Below are 18,045 nucleotides of genomic sequence, written 5' to 3'. Positions count from 1 at the left end.
TGCGGGCCCCTGGTGCGTTCGCGGGCGGCGGATGCCGCACGGAGCAGGGGGTGTTCGGCCGAACCGCCGGCGGATTCATCGCCGATGGACCGTCATATACCGGTGCTCGCAATGAACTTACGGGGGGAGTGGCGACAACCGGAAGATTAAGAGCCGTTGGTGAACATGTGATTTTCGGTTACGATCGCGTATCCGTGATTCTGCTGTGCTGACCGTCGTCTACAGTGTCTGGTGCTATCGGACGGTCCGGCTGGGGGTGGGAGAGCACGGAAGCCGGGTCTTGACTTGGCCTCTGCGCACACTGCCAGCTGGGGGAGCCTGCCGTGTCCACTCTGTCCATCGTCATTCCCGCCTTGAACGAGGCCGAGAACCTGCCGCACGTCTTCGGGACGATCCCGCTCGAGGAACTCGCCGCGGAGGGCTGGGGCGTCGAGGTGGTCATAGCGGACAACGGTTCCACGGACGGCACCGCCGAGATAGCCGCGTCCTACGGAGCCCGGGTCGTCCACCAGCCGTTGCGCGGCTACGGCAACGCCTACAAGGCCGGGATCGCCGCGGCGTACGGCGACGTGATCGCCACCGGTGACGCCGACTGCACCTACCCCTTCGACGACCTGCCCCGGCTGCTGAGGATCGTCGACGAGCACCAGGTCGAGTTCCTCAACACCAACCGGCTCGGCCGGGAGAACCGTGCGGCGATGAAGCCCTCCCACACCGTCGCGAACCACGCCCTCAGCCTCCTCAGCCGCGTGCTGTTCAAGAGCGGGATACATGACTCCCAGAGCGGCATGTGGGTGTTCCGCCGCTACATCTGGGAGACCCTCAAGGTCACTTCCGACGGTATGGGCTTCTCGCAGGAGATCAAGAACGCCGCCGTGCGGGAGGGCTTCCGCTGTATGGAGGTGCCCATCGAGTACCGGCCCCGCGGTGGCCAGGTGAAGCTCAACGCGCTGTCCGACGGCGTGGCCAACCTGTCGCAGCTGTTCCGCCACCGGCTCCGGGACAACGCGCTGCGCACCGCCACCCGGGCCCAGTGGTACGACCGTTCCACGCGGCCCGAACCGACGCCGTTGATGACCGCGCAGCGGCCGGCGCAGTCGTCCCAGGTGAGCGACGCGGAGTGGGAACGAGTGCCGAGCGAGCACTACACCGCCTGACGGGCGCGTCCCGGGGCGGGAGGACCTGATGAATGGTTGGCCTACGCTGTGCGCATGGTGAAGGATCCCAGTCGACGGCAGCGCCTGCTCGTCGCCCTTGTGGCGTTCGTGGTGTCCGCGGTCGCGACCGTCGTCGCCGCGTCCATGCCGTCGAAAAGCCCTGCGGCCTCGCCGCCCGTCACCGGCAAGCCGTCGTCGTCGCCTTCCGGGGCGGAGGCCGGCGGCGTGCGCGAGGTGAAGATGGGCATCTCGTACGGCGACACCCTGACGTGGAAGTCGGACGCGGACCTCGCGCGGGGTCTGGACGACGCGGTCGCGGTCGGCGTCACCTGGGTCCGGATGGACCTGTCGTGGAACAACATCCAGCCGGACTCGCCCTACACCTACTCGTGGCACCGCTTCGACCGGGTGGCCAAGGCCGCCGAGGCCCGCGGTCTCAAGGTGCTCCCTGTGCTCGCCTACACCCCGAAGTGGGCGCGTGCGGCGGGCTGTACGTCCGGCCAGAGCTGCGCACCCGCCGACCCCGAGATCTTCGCCGACTTCGCCAAGCTGGCCGCCGAGCGGTACTCCGCGATGGGGATCCACACCTGGGAGGTGTGGAACGAGGAGAACATCGGCTTCTGGCGGCCGGCCCCCGACCCGAAGGCCTACACGGCACTGCTCCGGGCCACGAGCCAGGCGCTGCGTGCGGCGGACTCCAAGGCGTACGTGGTCATGGGGGGTCTGGCGGTGGCCGACACCGAGGCCGAGTCCCACCGGATGTCGCAGACGGACTTCTTGGCCGCTGTCTGCAAGCTGGGTGGCAACAAGTACGTGGACGCCGTCGGTTACCACCCGTTCAACTATCCCACCCTGCCCAGCGCCACACCTGGCAGGGGAACGGCCTTCGAGCGGATCAGCGGCTTCCGCGACAACCTGGTGGGGATCCTCGCCCAGTACGGCACCCCTGATGTCCCCATCTGGCTGACCGAGACGGGAGCACCGACCAGCGGACCCGGTGCGGCGTCGGACGGCAAGGTGAGTCCCCCCGGCACGACGCATGTGACCGAGGCCCGCCAGGCCGAGATCGCCACGGACACGATCCCGGCGGCGGTGGCGAACCCGCACGTGGACGCGATGTTCTGGTACACCGACCAGGACGGGGCGATCGCCGGGGACAAGAAGGACCGGGCCCTCTACTACGGGATGCGCCGTTACGACGGATCGAAGAAGCCGTCCTTCGACGCGTTCAAGGCGGCGATAGCCGCCTACGAGGCGAAGAAGGGCTGAGCGTCCGGCGGTCCGGCCGGGGCTACAAGGCCTGGAACAGCCTGATGTAGCGCTCCATCAGGCCGCTCCAGGCGAAGCGCCGTTCGGCTTCCTGCCGGCCCCTTACGCCCAGCCGGTCGGCGAGCACGCCGTCGGTCAGCACCTTGCGGCAGGCGGCGGCCAGCGCAGCGGGGTCCCCCGGCGGGACCAGGAGCCCGGTCTCGCCGTCCGTCACGACGTGCGGGATGCCGCCCACGGCGGAGCCCACCACCGGGGTGCCGCAGGCCATCGCCTCGACCAGCACCATGCCGAAGGACTCGGCCTCGGTGCGCGACGGCAGCACCGCGAGGGCGGCCGTCCGCACCGCCTCGACCAGGGCGTCCCCGGTGAGCTCCCCGGCCGCCTCCACCCGTTCCGCGACGCCGAGTTCCGCCGCGAGCCGCAGGTGGTCCTGCACGGCGTCACCGCCGCCCACCAGGCGCAGCCGTACGCCGGGCACCTCGGCCGCCAGCTCGGCGAAGGCCGTCACCAGGACGTCGACGCCCTTCCAGGCCGACGAGCGGTCCATGCGCCCGACGTAGACGATGGTGCGGGGGCGCTCGGAGGCCGGCCGGCCGGGGGTGAACCGCTCGATGTCGACGCCGGGGCTGATCTCGACCGCGTGCGGGTGCCCGGCGGCCAGCGAGACCGGCGAGACCGCCACGAGCGCCCGGGCCCGCCGGAACACCCGCGGCAGCACGCGCCGTTCGTACATGCCGATGAGCCGGTCCGCCGCGCCGCTGCCGGGCTCGCCCTTGTGCATCGAGCCCGCGTGGTAGGTCAGGACGGCGGGCCGCTTCCCGGAGAAGGCGACCGCCAGGTCGGCCAGGCCGGGGACGGGCGCATGGGCGTTGACCACCTCGGCGCCGGTCCGCCGCAGCCAGCGGCGCAGTTGCAGCGGCCACAGGGGGCTGAGCGGCGTGTTGGACAGCCGCAGCCAGGCGCCGAGCCGGACGACCTGCACCCCCTCCTCGGTGTCCACCGTGGTGCGGAGCCCCGACAGCCGCGTGGTGATGACGACGGGCCGCAGCCCGGGGGTCTCGGCGACGGCGCGGGCGATCCGGGCGGCGTAGTTCTCCACGCCGCCCACCTTGGGCGGGTAGTAGGGGGCGACCACCGCCACCGTGCGGGTCCCCCGGCCGCGGTCCCGGAACGGGTCCGTGCCTGCCATCACGCGACCTTCTCGGCCCGCTCGGACCGCTCGCGCTCGTTCGCGCCCGCTGCGGCGCGGAGCAGTGCGGGGAACTCCTCCGCCTGAGCGATGTACGCAGGCAGCCGCTGCTGGAGCGCCATACGGTACTCCTCGGGATTCGCGCGCAGTTTGGAGACCAGCGCCCACAGGTCCGCGTGCGTGACCTCGGCGATCGGAAGGACCCACTCCCCGAGGCCGAGGTCGGCCATGATGCCCCGGGTCTTGTGCTCGTACTCGATCGCCACGCACGGGACGCCGCTGGTGAGCGAGAAGATCACCGAGTGGAAGCGGGTGCCGATGAGCAGGGAGCACTCGCTGTACAGCCCCTTGAGGTCGCGGTAGTCGACGCGCTCCTCGATCCGCAGCGGAGAGGTCCGGCAGTAGTCCGCTGTCCGCCGTTCGACGATGCGGTCGTCGTCGCCCAGGTAGTCCGTGGTCACCTGCGGAATGAGCACCACACGGGCCCCGTCCGCCTGGAGCGCGTCGATCGTGGCGGCGAGTGCGCGCTCGTAGCGCTCCTGTGCGGCGGGGGCGAGCCAGCGGCGCGCGGTGAGGCCGACCAGCGGCTCCTGCGTCCCGATCCCGAGCCTGCTCCGCCAGTCCGAGGTGACCTCGGGGGCGAACGCGAAGCCGGAGTCGACCGCGCGCCGCACCTGCCGCGCGGGGACACCGCACTCCTCGAGCAGGCCGACGCTCACGTCCTCGCGCGCGAGGACCAGGGCCGCGCGACGCAGTACCCGGCCGACCAGCCGGCGCTGCGGCTTGCCCGGGAACGGGCCGAAGGACTGGGGCGCGAACACGACGGGCACTCCCGACTTCTGCGCCAGCAGCACCGGAAGCAGAACGAAGAACACGTTCTGGTACCCGTCGAGTCCGGGTCGTGCGAGGAGGTACCCGCCGCCCATGGACACCACCATGTCCGCCCGCGACACGGCGTCGGCCTCCCGGCGGGCCTCCGCGGGAAGCAGCTTCAGCAGCACGTTGGCGAGGGCTCGGGGCAGCAGCAGGGCCGTCGTGCCCACCAGGGCCACCACGAGCTTGCGCAGCAGCCGCCGTGACCGGGGGACCCCACCGTCGGCGACATAGCGGCGGATCGATCCGAGGTTGTCCACCCCTTCGAACGAGCGGTGGGTGGCGGCGTCCTCCATGCCCGCGATGGCCAGGGCGGCATCCGGGAAGGCTTCCTTGACGTGGCGCAGGCAGACGGACAGCAGCGCCGCGTCCCCCGCGTTCTCTCTTACGTAGGCGTTGATGACGACGATCTTCACCGGTGGTACCCCTCGACTGGGCTCATTTCGGGTTCGTTCACGGCGTTGCCGGGGGGCGGTTCCGGCGATCGTGGCACGGCGGTTCGCCGGCCGAGCAGGGCGACCGCCGCGTAGATGCCGCTGGCGAGGTTGCCCAGACCCCAGGCCCAGCCGAGCCAGACCAGTCCGCGCGGCGCCCACATCGCGGCAAGACCGATGGTCACCACGGCGTAGACGACATTGCTGAGGACCAGTGGCGTCATCTTCCGGGCCAGCTTGAGGGCGAAACTGGCCCATGTGTTCAGTGCGACGGCAAGTGCTCCGCAGGCCAGTACGACGAGGAGCGATTGCGCACGGATCGCGTAGGGGCCGCCGAACATCCGCAGGATGAGTCCGCTGCCCAGCGCGACGACGACCACCGACGGTATCTGTACCGCGGCGATGATGCCGGCGGCACGGCGCAGCAGTACCGAGAAGCGCGAGGGGTCGTAGGAGACCTCGGCGAACACGGCCTCGCCGACCGAGAAGGAGACGGAGTTGAGCAGGTTGGCGATCTGGAAGGCGATGAAGTAGTAGCCCGCTGCCGCAGCTCCCAGCTGCTGCAGGACGATCATCGGGAGGACCAGGAGCGGTGCGAGGTTGAGCAGGCTGGAGATGTAGCTCGCCAGGGAGAAGCGGAACTGCTCCCGCATGCGCGTGCCCCGGGCGAGCAGATGGAAGCGGAAGCCCAGCCGGCGGTACATCAGGAGCAGGGAGACCAGCGCCGTCACCACGTAGCCGACGCCGTTGGCACCGAGAATGCCGACCGAGCCGTAGCCGACGAGCGCGACCGGCAGCGCCAGCTTGACCAGTCCCTGGAGCAGTCCGTAGACCAGCGCGTTCTGATGGGCCATGCGGGCGCTGACGAAGACCGAGAAGGTCAGCTGGCTCACCGTCGCGCAGATGCAGAAGATCACGAACGCGGCGGCCGCCGTCGCATGGTCGCGGATGAAGGTCAGCTTCTCCGCGTAGAGCGGAAGCCCGAGCAGGTAGACGGCGGAGACCACGAACGAGACCAGGCTGACCAGCACGATCGACTGGGTCAGCTGTCCGTTGCGGGACGCGGCGGGCGCCGGGAAGCGGATCAGTGTGCTGTTGAGCCCGAACAGGCTCAGGTACGAGATGAGCGAAGTCGCCGATATGAGCGAGGTGGCCAGTCCGACCTGTTCGGGACTGTAGAAGCGTGCCACCAGCACCCAGAAGACGAAGCCCAGGCCGGCGGTGGTCGCCGTGGACGCCATCAGGAAGAAGGAGTTGCGGTACACCTGGTCCTGCGTCAGGGCGCGCTTGCCGTTCCTAGCCATATGTGGTCGCTCCCACCGCCTCGCGGTAGCACTCGGACAGGGCGCTCACGTGCTCCTCCCAGGCGAAGGCCGTCGTCGCGAGCTCGCGCGAGTACAGGCCCATGCGCTCGCGCCGCTGTTTGTCCCCGGCGAGTGCGGACAAGGCGGAACGGATCTCCTCGGCGTCCCGGTCCAGCAGTGTGACGCGCGACCGGTCGAGACGATAGGGCGCGTAGCCGGGGTCGTCGGTGGTGACGACGGGCAGGCCGGAGGCCATGGCCTCCTGGACGGTGAGGGGGAAGCCCTCCGCGGTCGACGGCAGCGCGAAGACGTCGCAGGCCCGGTATGCCTCGGCCAGTTCCCGCGGGGGCAGTCCGCCCAGGTGGTGCACGCCCGGCGGGCCTGCCAGGACGGCGGAGTCGCCGTCCCCGGCGAACACCAGGTCGTAGCCGGCGGAGGGGTCGTGGCCGGACAGCAGCAGGTCGTAGCCCTTCTTCGGCACCAGGCGCCCCACGAAGAGCACCAGCGGCCGGTTGTCGGGCAGCCCGAAGCGCTCGCGGGCCAGTGCCCGCTCCTCGACCGAGGCGGGCGGGCGGAAGAGGGCGGTGTCCACGCCGTTCGCGAGGTGGCGGGTCCGGGCGGGAGGGGCGCCGTGGCGCAGTACGAAGTCCGCGACCGAGGCGTTGAGGGTGATCACGGTACGGGCCCGCCGCAGCAGGCCGCGTCCGGCGACGGCGTACACGGCCCGCTGAACCCCGCGCACCAGCGCGGACGGGTGCTCGACCAGGGCGACGTGCTGGGTGACCAGGTGCGGAGTGCGGGTGAGCATGCCGGCGAGCCCCGCCGCCCACGAGGTCAGGTACAGGCAGTCGTGCACATGGACCACATCCGCCCGGCGGGCCCAGCGGAGTGCGGCCGTCAGCAGCCGGGGCGCCAGGACGGGGAAGGGCACGCCGGCCCGCTCCGCGCCGTTCCACGCCGCGACCCGCACGACGCGTACGCCGTCCTCCTGGCTGACCGCGCTGCGCGCGCCGCTGGTGAGCACCGTGACGTCGGCACCGCGCGCGGCGAGGTGCACGGCCTCCATCCGGACGACGTTCTCGATGCCGCCGACGTGCGGCGGGTAGTAGTGGCTGACCAGGAGGACCCTCATCGGTAGATCCTCGCCCCCTCGCTGCTGTAGATCTCGTTCTTCGTCGTGTCGAGGAGGCGCGTGGGGTAGCGGAAGGTGACGAGGTCGCCCCGGTAGGAGAACGTCATGCGTCCGGTGCGCACGGTCGACGTGCCCAGCAGGACGTAGGAGTCGGTGCGCAGCTCCGTCGGGAAGACATCGCCCACGACGGGTCCGGTCAGGATGGTCTGCTGCCGGTTGAAGGTGAAGCGGTCCGTCTGCACCAGGGACGGTTTGCCCTCGGCCGCGAAGCGCTGAGACAGCCAGTAGGCGGCCATGCGCTCCTCTGCGCTCGGGTAGTAGACGTCGTAGTACTGGCCGGCGTTGCTGAGCTGCAACTGCGGCGGATAGCCGCCCAGCAGCTTGGGCACCACGCCCGTGAGGTCCAGGAAGAGGGCCGCCACCAGCGCGTACACCGTCACGGTCCGACGGCGCCCGGCCCAGCGCAGGGCGGAGAGCATGCCCGCCGCGATGAAGGGCGCGAAGAAGAACAGGCCCTGCTGGAAGGCGCGGAGCACGCCGTAGTCGACGGAGAGCTGGGGCACGACCGTGAGGACCCCGAGGAGGGCGATGGCGCCGATGGCCAGCGTGGTCTGCTCGCGTTGTGGGCGGAAGGCGCCGCGTCGCCCGACGTCGATGACGATGAGACCGATGATCAGCAGGAGCTGCATCATGCCGGCGGTGAACTGGCGCAGCAGGGAGTTGACCGTGGTCGCCTTCAGGCCGATGCCCTCCAGCACCCGTCCCGCGGCGGTGGGGGCCATGTTCTGCTTGGGCACGACAGGGGTCGCGTAGGCGTCCACGGTATCGAGGGGCAGATACGTCCCCTTCGCCCGGTCGGCGGTCGTCTCCCGCACGGTCTCCTCGCGGTAGTCGGCCAGCCGCTGCTCGGCCGTCAGCGAGGGCCCGCCTCCGAAGAGGCTGTACGAGGTGTCGGACGAACCAACGCCCGCGTGCCCCGGGTTCCTGATCTCCTGCACGACCGCGTTCAGCGTGCTCCGCAACTGCCCGCTCGTGTGCGTGACCGGGCCCGCCCAGACCAGTGCCATGACCGCGGCGCCCACCACGATCCACCAGGTCAGGAAGGGTGCGGCCGCTGCGGGCCGATGTATGCGCCGGCGCCCGCGCCTGGACGTGAAGCGGTCCACCGTGCGCCAGATCACGTCGGCGACGAGGGCGACCCCGAGGACGACGATCACGACGTAGATCGTCGAGTAGTGCGAGAGCGTGATGCCGGCCAACAGCACCGCGAAGGCGAGCTGCCGTACGCGCAGGGGCCGCCCGGAGTCGGTGAGCACGACCATGCCGCAGCCGAGCAGTACGAACGCGATCTCCTGGCGGCCGAGGAAGGTCATGTCGGACAGGAAGGTGGGGAAGAGCATGAAGAAGACGGCCGACAACAGGGACACCAGATGCGGTGCGACGTTGCGGACGGAGCGGTGGACCAGCACCGGGGTGAGCGCGAACAGCACCGGCAGCACGATCTTGAAGATGTAGACGTCGGGGATCGCGGTGAGCCGGAACACGCTCACCGGCAGCAACGTGATGCTCAGGCAGGCGTTGTAGGCGTCGGGGTACGTGGAGACGTCCCAGAGCGATCCGCCGAGCGTCAGCCGGTAGTACTCGTACTCGCGCTGGATGTCGTGCCCGGTGATGGACCAGCCGCGCAACGAGTTCAGCATGAGCAGCGCGGTCGCGCCGAGGAACAGGCCGGTCTCGAGAACGGTGACCGGGTAGCGCCGGCGGCGGACCATGAGCAGGACCAGCAGCGCGATGACGGCCGGAATCGCGGCCGTGCTGACCGCCCCGCCGTAGCCGTTGTTCAGCCTGATGGGCCCCGCGACCGACAGCACCAGGGCGACGCCGGCGAACGCCCCCACGGGGATTGCGCCCGGCGGCAGCCCGTTGCGGAGCCAGGACCTGCTCGTGCCGGCCCTTTCCTCCTCCGGTACGAACGCGCCGATCACGATGAGCGTGAGCGCCGTGGCCCCGGCCAGGGACACCCTGGTCAGCGGGCGTTCCACCCCGGCCAGTGGCAGCAGCGTGTTCACGGCGAGGGCGATCACGAGATCCGTGACGACCGCCATGCCGACGGCGAGCAGGAGGCTGCCGTCCCTGGTGGACACGACCCGGGAGGCGACGCCGCGCCACACCGCGACGGGTGCCCCGAACAGCAGCCACAGGCCGGCCACCGTCAGCAGCACCCCGGGCACGCCGGGCAGCATCTCCACAACACAGGCCACCGCGATGGAGAGCAGCACCCCGAGGCGCCCCCGGACGAGGCCCGGGAGCCGCAGGCCGGCGGCCTGGGCATCGCCCGCCGCCGCGTCGCTCGCGGCCGGTTCCGGTTCCGGCTCTTTCTCCGTCTCCAGATCCGCGCCGTCCGCTTCGACGGCCCACGACGGGCGGGAGGTTGCGCGCGGAGCGCTGCTTCCCGTGCCATGGGCCGTCATACGCCGGGCTCGGGGTAGACATGGGCGTAGACCTGCTCGACCCGGGCCGCCACGGCCTCCCAGGAGTAGTCGGGGGCCGCCGCTGCACTCCTCCGGGCGAGCCGCAGGCGCAGACCGGGGTCGGCGGCCACCGAGTCGATGGCGGCGGCCAGCGCCGCCGGTTCGGGAGCGGCCAGCAGCCCGACCCCCTTGAGCAGTTCGGCGGTGCCGGGGACGTCGGTCGCGACGACCGGCAGGGCGGCGGCCATCGCCTCCAGGGCGACCAGCGGCATGCCCTCCCGGTCCGAGGGCAGCACGAAGACGTCGGCGTCCGCGTACGCCCGCACCAGCTGCTCGCCGAGCAGCCTGCCCGAGAACTCGACGTTGCGCAGCCCCAGTTCGGCGGCGTGCGCCTCCAGCTTCTCCCGCAACTCGCCGTCGCCGACGATGCGCAGCTGCACCGGCTCCCGCAGCAGGGCCGTCGCCTCCAGCAGCCGCGCCACGTTCTTCTGCGAGCTCAGGCGGCCGACGTACAGCAACCGCAGGGGACGTTGTGCCGTCTCCCGCACCGGCATGAAGTAGCCGGCCCCCACGCCGTTGGGGACGACGAACACCCTGTCCGCCCGGACGCCGTACGCCTCGCGGACGAAGGCGCCCTGCTCCTCGGTCAGCACGATCACCCCGGCGGCGGCGCGCATCGACCGTCCGAAGACGTGCTTCTTGTAGGCGGGCAGCAGCCCACCCAGGCGCCCGGAGGCTTCGACGTCGAGGTGGAAGTGGAGGATGAAGCGCTGTCCGCGCAAGCGGGCGATGACGGCGACGAGTTCGGGCATCAACGCGTGCGCGCAGTGCACGTGCAGCACGGCGTCGCGCGGCGCGCGCACCGCCAGCGAGACGGGCAGGCCCGGTGCGAGCGCGGTGTGCGCGACCTCGACCGCGCGGTGCCGCCGTATGGTCACCCGGCCGGCGCCGTAGCGGCGCGGTCCGCCGTCGGCACCGAGGCCGGTGGTGATGACCCGCACGTCGTGCCGCTGCCCGAGCTGGACGGCGAGGTGCTCCACCACGCGTTCGAGCCCGCCGAGGTGGGGTGGGTAGTACGGGGTGATCTGCAAAATGGTGCGTCGCATCAGGCTTCAGTCTCGTACGTCAGGGGGCGGCGTACCGAGCGGCCCTGTCATGGCCTTCGGCGTCACGAAGTTGTAGTGCAAGGTCTGCTCGTGCCCGACGAGGGCCACCCGTACGAGGGTCGTGCCCGTGGTCTTGGTGAAGCGCGTGACGACGGGTACGGCCTTGCCGTCCTTGGGTTTCAGCCCGACCGTCCTGGTGGCCACAACCTTGCCCCTGGCCGATTCCAGTGTCAGCCTCAGCCGCAGCGGTGCGGGGCCCGTGCCGTGGGCGTTCACGGCGACGGGGACGATCAGCGTGCTGCCGTCGAAGCGCGGCACAGCCGTGAAGTAGATCTCGGTGAACGGGGCCGGCTGCCGGGTGAAGGACTGGAGCAGCACCGTGCGCACTGTCGGCACCGACCAGAGCCCCGCCCCCAGAGCGACGGCGACCACCACGGCCACCGCCGCACCGGCCATCCTGCGTTTCGGCGAGGCCGGAGGCCGGCGTGTCCCCCGGTCCTGCTGGTCCACAGGTGCCTGGCGGGGGGACGGCTGATCCGGTTCGGGGTCCGGTTCCGGAGCGTGCTCGTCGGGCTCGTCGGCCGGGTCGTTCATGTCGTTCCGCACCGCTCTGCGGAGTCCCGGCCCTCGGCCGCCGGGGCCGTGGCACCGGGCAGGGGGGACACTTCGCCGCGCGCAGGGACGACTCCGGACAGGCTTCTCATGTGTCATCCCCCCCCGGGCGCTCGTCGGGGCGGCACGCCCGTATGAGTTTCTCCGCAAGGCATCTCGGCGCACGGGAAGGGTCGCCGACGCTTGGTGGCGATGACGGGGAACTCCGGCCAGCGAAGCCCGCCGCTCATCCGGCAGTCGATGAAGTGCGGAACGGTTGCGACTCTAGTCCAATACCGCGAAACACAGTCGATGGTGTGACCAACTCGTGATGGCGAACGGGCAAAAGCGCTCGTCAGCCGACCAGCCAGGAGGCGACGGGCTTGGCGCTCCCGCCCGCCGCACCCTTCTTGAGGCCCGCTACCTGGTCCGGTGCCAGTGCCTGGTCCCAGACCATGACGTGACCGAGGACGCCGGCCCAGTAGCCTCCCCACACCCCGTGCGTACGGACGCGGCCGAGTTGCAGCGGACCCTTTCCGGCCCAGACCCCGGGGACCTTCGTGGAATCGGCCGGATTCCCGTCCACGTAGAGCGCGATCGTCTTCTTCCCGGCGTCGTACGTGCCGGTGAGCAGAGCCCACTGGCCGACCGTGTTGACGTTCGCGGCCGCCTCGGCCTGCAGGATTGTGCTGTCCGCCCCGCCGTCGGCGGTCTGCACCTTGAAGACCCACGTGCGGTCGGCACCCGAGGCCTCCCGGCCCAGGCTGAACGAGGGCGAGACCCCGTCACCCTGGCTGATCGCGGAGCGGGAGCCGCCCGGGGCCTCGTTGTAGACCCATGCCGAGACGGTGAAGCTCTTGGTGACGTCGATCAGTTGGTCAGCCGACTGGGCGTAGGAATTGCCGTTGCTCCTGAGCCTGACCACGAAGCCGTTGGTCACCTTACTCACCCCGGCGTCCGGCCCGAGGATCAGGTTGTTCTGCCCGGACTTGTCCGCGAGGGCGTTGTCCTCCCCGGGGACCGTGGGCGAATCGGCCGCGGCGGAGGTGGACGCGGAGGCCGAGGCGCTGGGGGAGGGCGACGGGGCTGCCGAGCCGTTCGTGTCCTTCGTGTAGTGGAGTGCGACGACGCCCGCTCCCACCCCGAGCACGCACGCCACCAGGACGATCAGACCCGTCCTGAGCCTGTGGCGGCGACGTTGTGTGGTCTCGTTGGCGTCGGCCAGGGCCTGCCAGTCGGGCTGGGGCGAGTAGGAGGGCTGCTGGTAGCCGGTGGCCGGCCCGAAGCCGGACTGCCGGTACCCGGGCTGCTGCTCCTGCGGTATGTGCTGTTGCGGGTACCCGTAACCGCCCGGCGCCGCGGACGGCTCGGGGGCGGACGGGGTGTTCCAGGGGCTCCGCCCAGGAGCGGCAGCCGCGTCTTCCGGGTTCTCCACGGGGTCAGTCACACCACGGATGCTAGAGCAGCATCGTGGGCCCCCGTAAAGCCACTTCGCCGGCGTTCCCGGTCCGATTCCCCGCCCGGAGCGGCGAGCCGCGGGGAGGAGCGCAGCCGGAGGACGGACGCACCGTCAGGACATCGCCGACCTTCTCGTGCCGCCCCGAGGCGGTGAGGGCGGCGGCGAAGACCAGGGCGAGCGGCATGTCGACCGCAATGCGGGCGAACCGGGCGCCGAAGCCGATCGCGAGGGGGCCCACGGCGGCGAGGTGTACGTCGTCCGGTCGGCCGGGGACGTGGCGACACCGGCCATGGGTGGTCCGGGCCCGTTGTTGTGCGCGGACGCCCCGGACGCCCCGGACGCCGCGGACACGCCGGACCGACTCGCGTGACGTGGGACACCTCTCGCCGCTCTCCGGTCCGCCCGCCGTGCAGCCCTCGCCGGGAACGGTCTGCCTGGGCCGATCAGTTCGAGCCATCCCCGGTGGCAATCATTCCGTAACGAAAAATTTGTGCTTCTTCCTATATGCAAGATGCACATAACGGACAGTCGATGCCCCTTGGGTATCTGGCGCCGCCGGGAGTCTCATATATGCTTCCGATGCTCGGCCTCGTGTTCGACTCATGGAGGCCGAGTAAAGGGTGGGGGTATACGGGCCGCTGGCTCGGGGAGTGAAAATGAGTTCTCTTCAACCTGCGTTTGCGGGGGGAAGCCGGGGGCGTCAGCCTGCCGTGAATCGGCGTCACGGGACGCGCAAGCATGCCCCGCAGGTGGGGTTGCTGCCGATCCCGCCGACGGACCGCGAGAAGTATTCGTACGCCAAGCGGCATCTGTGGGTCCTGACGGTCTTCTCCTTGATCAGCTTCTGCTGCCTGGTGGTGAGCCAGTTCAAGCTGGCACAGTCCACGCCGTGGATGTGGATCTACATGCCACTGCTGGTCTTCACCGTGGTGTACTACCTGATCTCGCTTCGGGTCAACGCGCTGACCCGGGACTTCGACATGAAGGCGCACAAGCGCCTCGTGCGGGAGTGGCGTCCGCAGGTGTATCCGTCCGTGGATGTCTTCCTTCCCGTGTGCGGTGAACCCATCGAGGTCCTCCACAACACGTGGACGCATGTGCGCGCCCTTGCCGACCGGTACCCCGGACGGTGCGTGCCCTTCGTCCTCGACGACGGTGCGAGCCCCGAGCTGGCCGCCATGGCAAGGGACTTCGGGTTCCGCTACGGCACCCGGGAGAATCGCGGCTGGTTCAAGAAGGCGGGTAACCTCCACTTCGGCTTCGCGCAGACGGATGGGGAGTACATCCTCATCCTCGACGCCGATTTCACACCGCGTTCCGATCTTCTGGAAGAGCTAATTCCGTATATGGCGGCGGACGAGCGCATCGGCATCGTCCAGTCCCCGCAGTTCTTCCGCGTCCTCGATTCGCAGAACTGGATCGAGCGGGGCGCCGGCGCCGTGCAGGAGCTGTTCTACCGGTCCGTGCAGGTCGCCCGGCAGGGCAGTGATGGCGCGATCTGTGTGGGTAGCTGCGCTGTCTACCGACGGGCCGCGCTGGAGACCAACGGCGGTACCACGCTGATCGAGCACTCCGAGGACGTGCACACCGGCTTCGACCTCCGCAACCTCGGATGGGACGTGCGCTACGTGCCCGTCCCCGTCTCGACCGGCGTGTGCCCGGACAACGCGGGCGCGTTCTTCAACCAGCAGTACCGCTGGTGCTCCGGCTCGATGAGCCTGCTGGGAAGCCGCAAGTTCTGGGACTCGAAGATCAGGTTCTCCAGCCGCATGTGTTACATGTCCGGCTTCTTCTACTACATCCACACGGCGCTGTTCACCTTCGCGGCGCCCGTCATCCCGATCGTGCTGCTGCTGGCCATGCCGGACAAGCTCCGGGTGGAGAACCTGGCGCTCGTCGTGCCGAGCATCCTCTACACCACGATCATCTTCCCCCTCTGGCACCGCGCCCCCTACCGTCTCGAGGCCTGGGCCGCGCGCATGATGTACGGCTGGGCGCATGTCTTCGCCATCTGGGACATCCTCCGCAAGAACCGGATGGGCTGGCAGCCCACCGGCTCCTCCGGCGCCAAGAAGAACAAGACCCGGCGCTTCTGGATCGGCATGTGGGCCTGGGGCGGCGGCACCGCCCTGGTCTGGGTGGGCGTCGCGGTGTGGCGGATGCTGTCGATGGATCCCCTGGACTTCGCCCTCGTCCTCTCGTCCGGGCTCTTCTACGCGGTGGTCGTCGGACGTGTACTGGTGCAGCCGCGGGCGGGGAGTGCGGCATGAGGCCGACGGCGAAGATCATCCGGACATCGGCCGGCCTGGTGGCGGCGGCCCTGCTGGCGCTCACCGCCTGCAGCCCCTCCGGGTCCGGCTCGCCGGAGGGCGCCGAGCCGCGCGGCAACAACGAGGCGAGCGCTCCGGCCTCCTTTCCCTACGATGTGAGTCCGCTGCTGCAGCCCGACAAGAAGTACCTCGGTGTGGCCGAGGACAAGGCGCCGCATTCGATGGCGCCGGTGGAGAAGTACGCCGCGATGACCGGCAAGCAGCCCAACCTGGTGGCGTACTACGCGGAGTGGGGTGCTGGTTTCGACGCCTCGGGCGTGCGGAATGCCTGGCAGTCCGGTGCCCTCACGCTGATGTCGTGGGAGCCCTTCCACATCACCCTGGCCGACATCGCGGCCGGTAAGGACGACGACTACATCAAGGAGTACGCGACCGCGGTCCGCAAGCTCAACCTGCCCGTCGTCCTGGACTTCGCCGACGAGTTCAACGGCGGCTGGGAGAACTGGGGCACCAAGCACGTCACGGCCGCCGAGTTCGTGGCCGCCTGGCGGCACATCCACGACGTCTTCGCCGACGCCGGCGCCGCCAACGTGATCTGGGCCTGGTCGCCCAATGTGATCAACCCGGTGAAGCAGGTCGAGTTGAAGCCGTACTACCCCGGCGACGGGTACGTCGACTGGGTCGGGATGATCGGCTACTTCACCCTGCAGTCGGACAACGCCTTCGACAGCGTCTTCGGCCCGACGATGCGCCAGGTCCGCACCTTCAGCAAGAAGCCCTTCATCATCGTCGAGACGGCCGCCGAGCCCGGTGAGCGCCGGCGTGCCGACGTCCGCAATCTCTTCGAGGGCGTCGCAGCCGATGACGATCTCCTCGGATTTGTTTGGTTCGACTACCGCAAGCGCGCCGACTGGCGGCTGAAGGTGAGCCCGCTGGCCCTGGCCGAGTTCAAGCGCCTCGCCGCTGACGACCGCTTCGGCTTCGACGTCCGGAAACCGTGATGGAACCTGAGACCAACGATGCGCGCTACGCGGCGCGCCAGAGGTGGGACCGGCAGCCGGCGGCATACGCCTCCCACCCGCCGCAGGAAGAAACCTACGAGGACAACGGTACGTACGAGGCGTACCCGCAGCAGGAGGCCTATCCGCAGTACCAGGCGTACCCGTCGTACGAGTCGTACGGAGACGCCGGCGGCCACCAGGACCACGAGCCGGAGCCCGAGCCCGCGTACCACGTGCCGGAGAGCCCCGAGGCCGGCTGGGACGCGGCGCCCAGCCGCCGCAGGGACTGGGTCAGCCGTGCCATCCTGCTGGCCATCCTGGCCATCCAGGCAGTGCTGTCGCTTCGCCTGGACAACACCGCCTTCCAGGACGAGGCGCTCTACCTCTACGCCGGGCACATGGAGATCGCCCACCTCCTGCACGGCACTCCCACCCCGATCAACTACAACACGTACTTCTCGGGCTCGCCCGTGCTGTACCCGGTGCTGGCGGCCGCCGTCGACGGCACCTTCGGGCTGATCGGCGCCCGGCTGCTCAGCCTGGCGTTCATGCTGGGCAGCACGATTCTGCTCTACACCTTCACCCGGCGCATGTTCAACGAACGGGTGGCCCTGGTGGCGGCCGCCATGTTCGCGGTCACCCAGTCGGCGATCGTCATGGGCAACTTCGCCACGTACGACGCCGCCGCGCTGTTCCTGCTCGCGCTGACGACCTGGATCGTGGTGCGTACCGACCGTGCGCCCATCGCCGTCGTGCTGCTTGCGGCCCCCATCGCGGTGCTGGCCGTCGCGGTGAAGTACGCCTCAGCCCTGTACCTGCCGACGATCATCGTGCTCGCAGTGCTGACCTCTTGGCCGCACCGGAAGTGGCGTGCGCTGCTGCGCGGTGTGCTGCTCGCCGTCTTCGTCGGCGGCCTCATCCTGCTCGGGGCGAAGTACACGGACGTCCTGTCCGGTGTTCAGCAGACGACCACCAACCGAGAGCACGGCACCGACAGCACCTGGTCGCTCATCGAGAAATCCTGGGAGTGGGGCGGGCTGATGTTCCTCACCGCCCTCGGCGGACTGGTGTCGTACATCCGGCGGAGCCGGATGAACGAGTCCCCGCTCTCCCTGCGTATGAGCAGCCCCGGCTGGCGCTGGCGATCACTGCTCGCGGTGACCCTGTGCGGGACGGCGCTGCTGGCCCCGGCCTACCAGATCCACTTGCACACCTCCGTGTCGCTCTTCAAGCACATCGGTTTCGGCCTGCTCTTCGCCGCGCCGATGGCGGGCATCGGGGTGACCCGGATGGTCGGCGCGCACTTCCGCTACCCCCAGCTCGGGATACTTGTCTGGGTGGTGATGCTGTGCCTGGGGCTGAGCCAGTCCACCTGGCGCTTCGGGGTCTGGGCGGACTCCAGCCAGCTCGTGTCGGCCATCAAGCCCCATGTGAACAAGGAGGGGCGCTACCTCGCGGAGACCTACGAGGTACCCGTCTACTACCTCAGGGACCGCACCAACCAGCGCCAGTGGACGTCGACCTTCTTCATCTCCTATCAGGACAAGAAGGGTGCGACCCATACCGGCCGCGACGGGTACCGCCAGGCCATCAAGGACGGCTACTTCGACGTGGTGATCCTGGACATGGTGACCACCCCGGAGATGGACGCGTACATCGCCGGACAGATGAAGGGCAGCTCCCACTACCGGCTGCTGGGCAACCTGCCCTTCAAGAACTCCTCCGGCCACGGCGAGTACCGCATCTGGATCAAGCAGTAGCCGCACCTACGGATTTTTGTGAGGAGAGA

14 protein-coding genes are annotated in these 18,045 nt (G+C 69.8%); 5 read left to right on the top strand and 9 right to left on the bottom strand.

Features of this window, described 5'->3' with window-relative positions; translation table 11 throughout:
• Positions 1 to 323 precede the first annotated feature (323 nt).
• Together ACIP64_RS35140 and ACIP64_RS35135 are read left to right on the top strand one after the other, a co-directional pair.
• Positions 324 to 1,157 carry a glycosyltransferase family 2 protein gene (locus tag ACIP64_RS35140; RefSeq protein ID WP_401595106.1) on the top strand — a complete coding sequence of 278 codons (834 nt, stop codon included), beginning with the start codon at positions 324 to 326 and terminating at the stop codon, positions 1,155 to 1,157.
• 54 nt (positions 1,158 to 1,211) lie between these two features.
• Positions 1,212 to 2,426 (top strand): cellulase family glycosylhydrolase, encoded by a 1,215-nt coding sequence (locus tag ACIP64_RS35135; RefSeq protein WP_401595103.1) that lies wholly within the window; start codon positions 1,212 to 1,214, stop codon positions 2,424 to 2,426.
• A 22-nt stretch (positions 2,427 to 2,448) separates the two neighbouring features.
• Here the strand turns inward: ACIP64_RS35135 and ACIP64_RS35130 are convergent, their stop codons facing one another.
• From ACIP64_RS35130 to ACIP64_RS35090, 9 genes are all read right to left on the bottom strand, one after another.
• A complete protein-coding gene (locus tag ACIP64_RS35130; protein WP_401595101.1) occupies positions 2,449 to 3,615 on the bottom strand; it encodes a glycosyltransferase family 4 protein in 1,167 nt (388 codons plus the stop codon).
• Positions 3,615 to 4,904 carry a polysaccharide pyruvyl transferase family protein gene (locus ACIP64_RS35125; protein ID WP_401595098.1) on the bottom strand — a complete coding sequence of 430 codons (1,290 nt, stop codon included), beginning with the start codon at positions 4,902 to 4,904 and terminating at the stop codon, positions 3,615 to 3,617. The genes ACIP64_RS35130 and ACIP64_RS35125 overlap by 1 nt, the downstream gene beginning before the upstream one ends.
• Entirely contained in the window at positions 4,901 to 6,226 is a 1,326-nt protein-coding gene (locus tag ACIP64_RS35120; protein WP_401595095.1) for a lipopolysaccharide biosynthesis protein, read from the bottom strand. Before ACIP64_RS35120 ends, ACIP64_RS35125 begins: the two co-directional genes overlap by 4 nt.
• Positions 6,219 to 7,358 carry a glycosyltransferase family 4 protein gene (locus tag ACIP64_RS35115; protein WP_401595093.1) on the bottom strand — a complete coding sequence of 380 codons (1,140 nt, stop codon included), beginning with the start codon at positions 7,356 to 7,358 and terminating at the stop codon, positions 6,219 to 6,221. Before ACIP64_RS35115 ends, ACIP64_RS35120 begins: the two co-directional genes overlap by 8 nt.
• The gene (locus ACIP64_RS35110; RefSeq protein WP_401595084.1) at positions 7,355 to 9,829 is read right to left on the bottom strand and encodes a DUF2206 domain-containing protein; all 2,475 of its coding nucleotides are present in this window, start codon (positions 9,827 to 9,829) and stop codon (positions 7,355 to 7,357) included. The genes ACIP64_RS35115 and ACIP64_RS35110 overlap by 4 nt, the downstream gene beginning before the upstream one ends.
• Positions 9,826 to 10,935, bottom strand: coding sequence for a glycosyltransferase family 4 protein (locus tag ACIP64_RS35105; RefSeq protein WP_401595081.1), 1,110 nt, complete (start codon positions 10,933 to 10,935; stop codon positions 9,826 to 9,828). Before ACIP64_RS35105 ends, ACIP64_RS35110 begins: the two co-directional genes overlap by 4 nt.
• Before the next feature lie 6 nt (positions 10,936 to 10,941).
• The gene (locus ACIP64_RS35100) at positions 10,942 to 11,529 is read right to left on the bottom strand and encodes a hypothetical protein (protein ID WP_401595078.1); all 588 of its coding nucleotides are present in this window, start codon (positions 11,527 to 11,529) and stop codon (positions 10,942 to 10,944) included.
• Between the two features lie 352 nt (positions 11,530 to 11,881).
• Positions 11,882 to 12,973 (bottom strand): LamG-like jellyroll fold domain-containing protein, encoded by a 1,092-nt coding sequence (locus ACIP64_RS35095; RefSeq protein WP_401595075.1) that lies wholly within the window; start codon positions 12,971 to 12,973, stop codon positions 11,882 to 11,884.
• A 10-nt stretch (positions 12,974 to 12,983) separates the two neighbouring features.
• On the bottom strand, positions 12,984 to 13,223 hold the full coding sequence (locus tag ACIP64_RS35090) for a hypothetical protein (RefSeq protein WP_401595073.1): 240 nt from the start codon (positions 13,221 to 13,223) through the stop codon (positions 12,984 to 12,986).
• Between the two features lie 616 nt (positions 13,224 to 13,839).
• Between ACIP64_RS35090 and ACIP64_RS35085 the strand changes: the two genes are divergently transcribed.
• The 3 genes from ACIP64_RS35085 to ACIP64_RS35075 are packed head-to-tail and all read left to right on the top strand — an operon-like array spanning position 13,840 to position 18,016.
• Complete coding sequence (locus ACIP64_RS35085) at positions 13,840 to 15,255, top strand: glycosyltransferase family 2 protein (protein ID WP_401595191.1); 1,416 nt, start codon at positions 13,840 to 13,842, stop codon at positions 15,253 to 15,255.
• Complete coding sequence (locus ACIP64_RS35080; protein WP_401595071.1) at positions 15,252 to 16,256, top strand: glycoside hydrolase family 26 protein; 1,005 nt, start codon at positions 15,252 to 15,254, stop codon at positions 16,254 to 16,256. The genes ACIP64_RS35085 and ACIP64_RS35080 overlap by 4 nt, the downstream gene beginning before the upstream one ends.
• The gene (locus ACIP64_RS35075; protein ID WP_401595069.1) at positions 16,256 to 18,016 is read left to right on the top strand and encodes an ArnT family glycosyltransferase; all 1,761 of its coding nucleotides are present in this window, start codon (positions 16,256 to 16,258) and stop codon (positions 18,014 to 18,016) included. The genes ACIP64_RS35080 and ACIP64_RS35075 overlap by 1 nt, the downstream gene beginning before the upstream one ends.
• The last annotated feature ends 29 nt before the right edge of the window (positions 18,017 to 18,045 follow it).

The organism is Streptomyces sp. NPDC088733 (assembly GCF_044751185.1).
In the GTDB taxonomy this organism is placed as follows: Bacteria; Actinomycetota; Actinomycetes; order Streptomycetales; family Streptomycetaceae; genus Actinacidiphila.
This window is presented reverse-complemented; position numbering and strand designations above follow the sequence as displayed.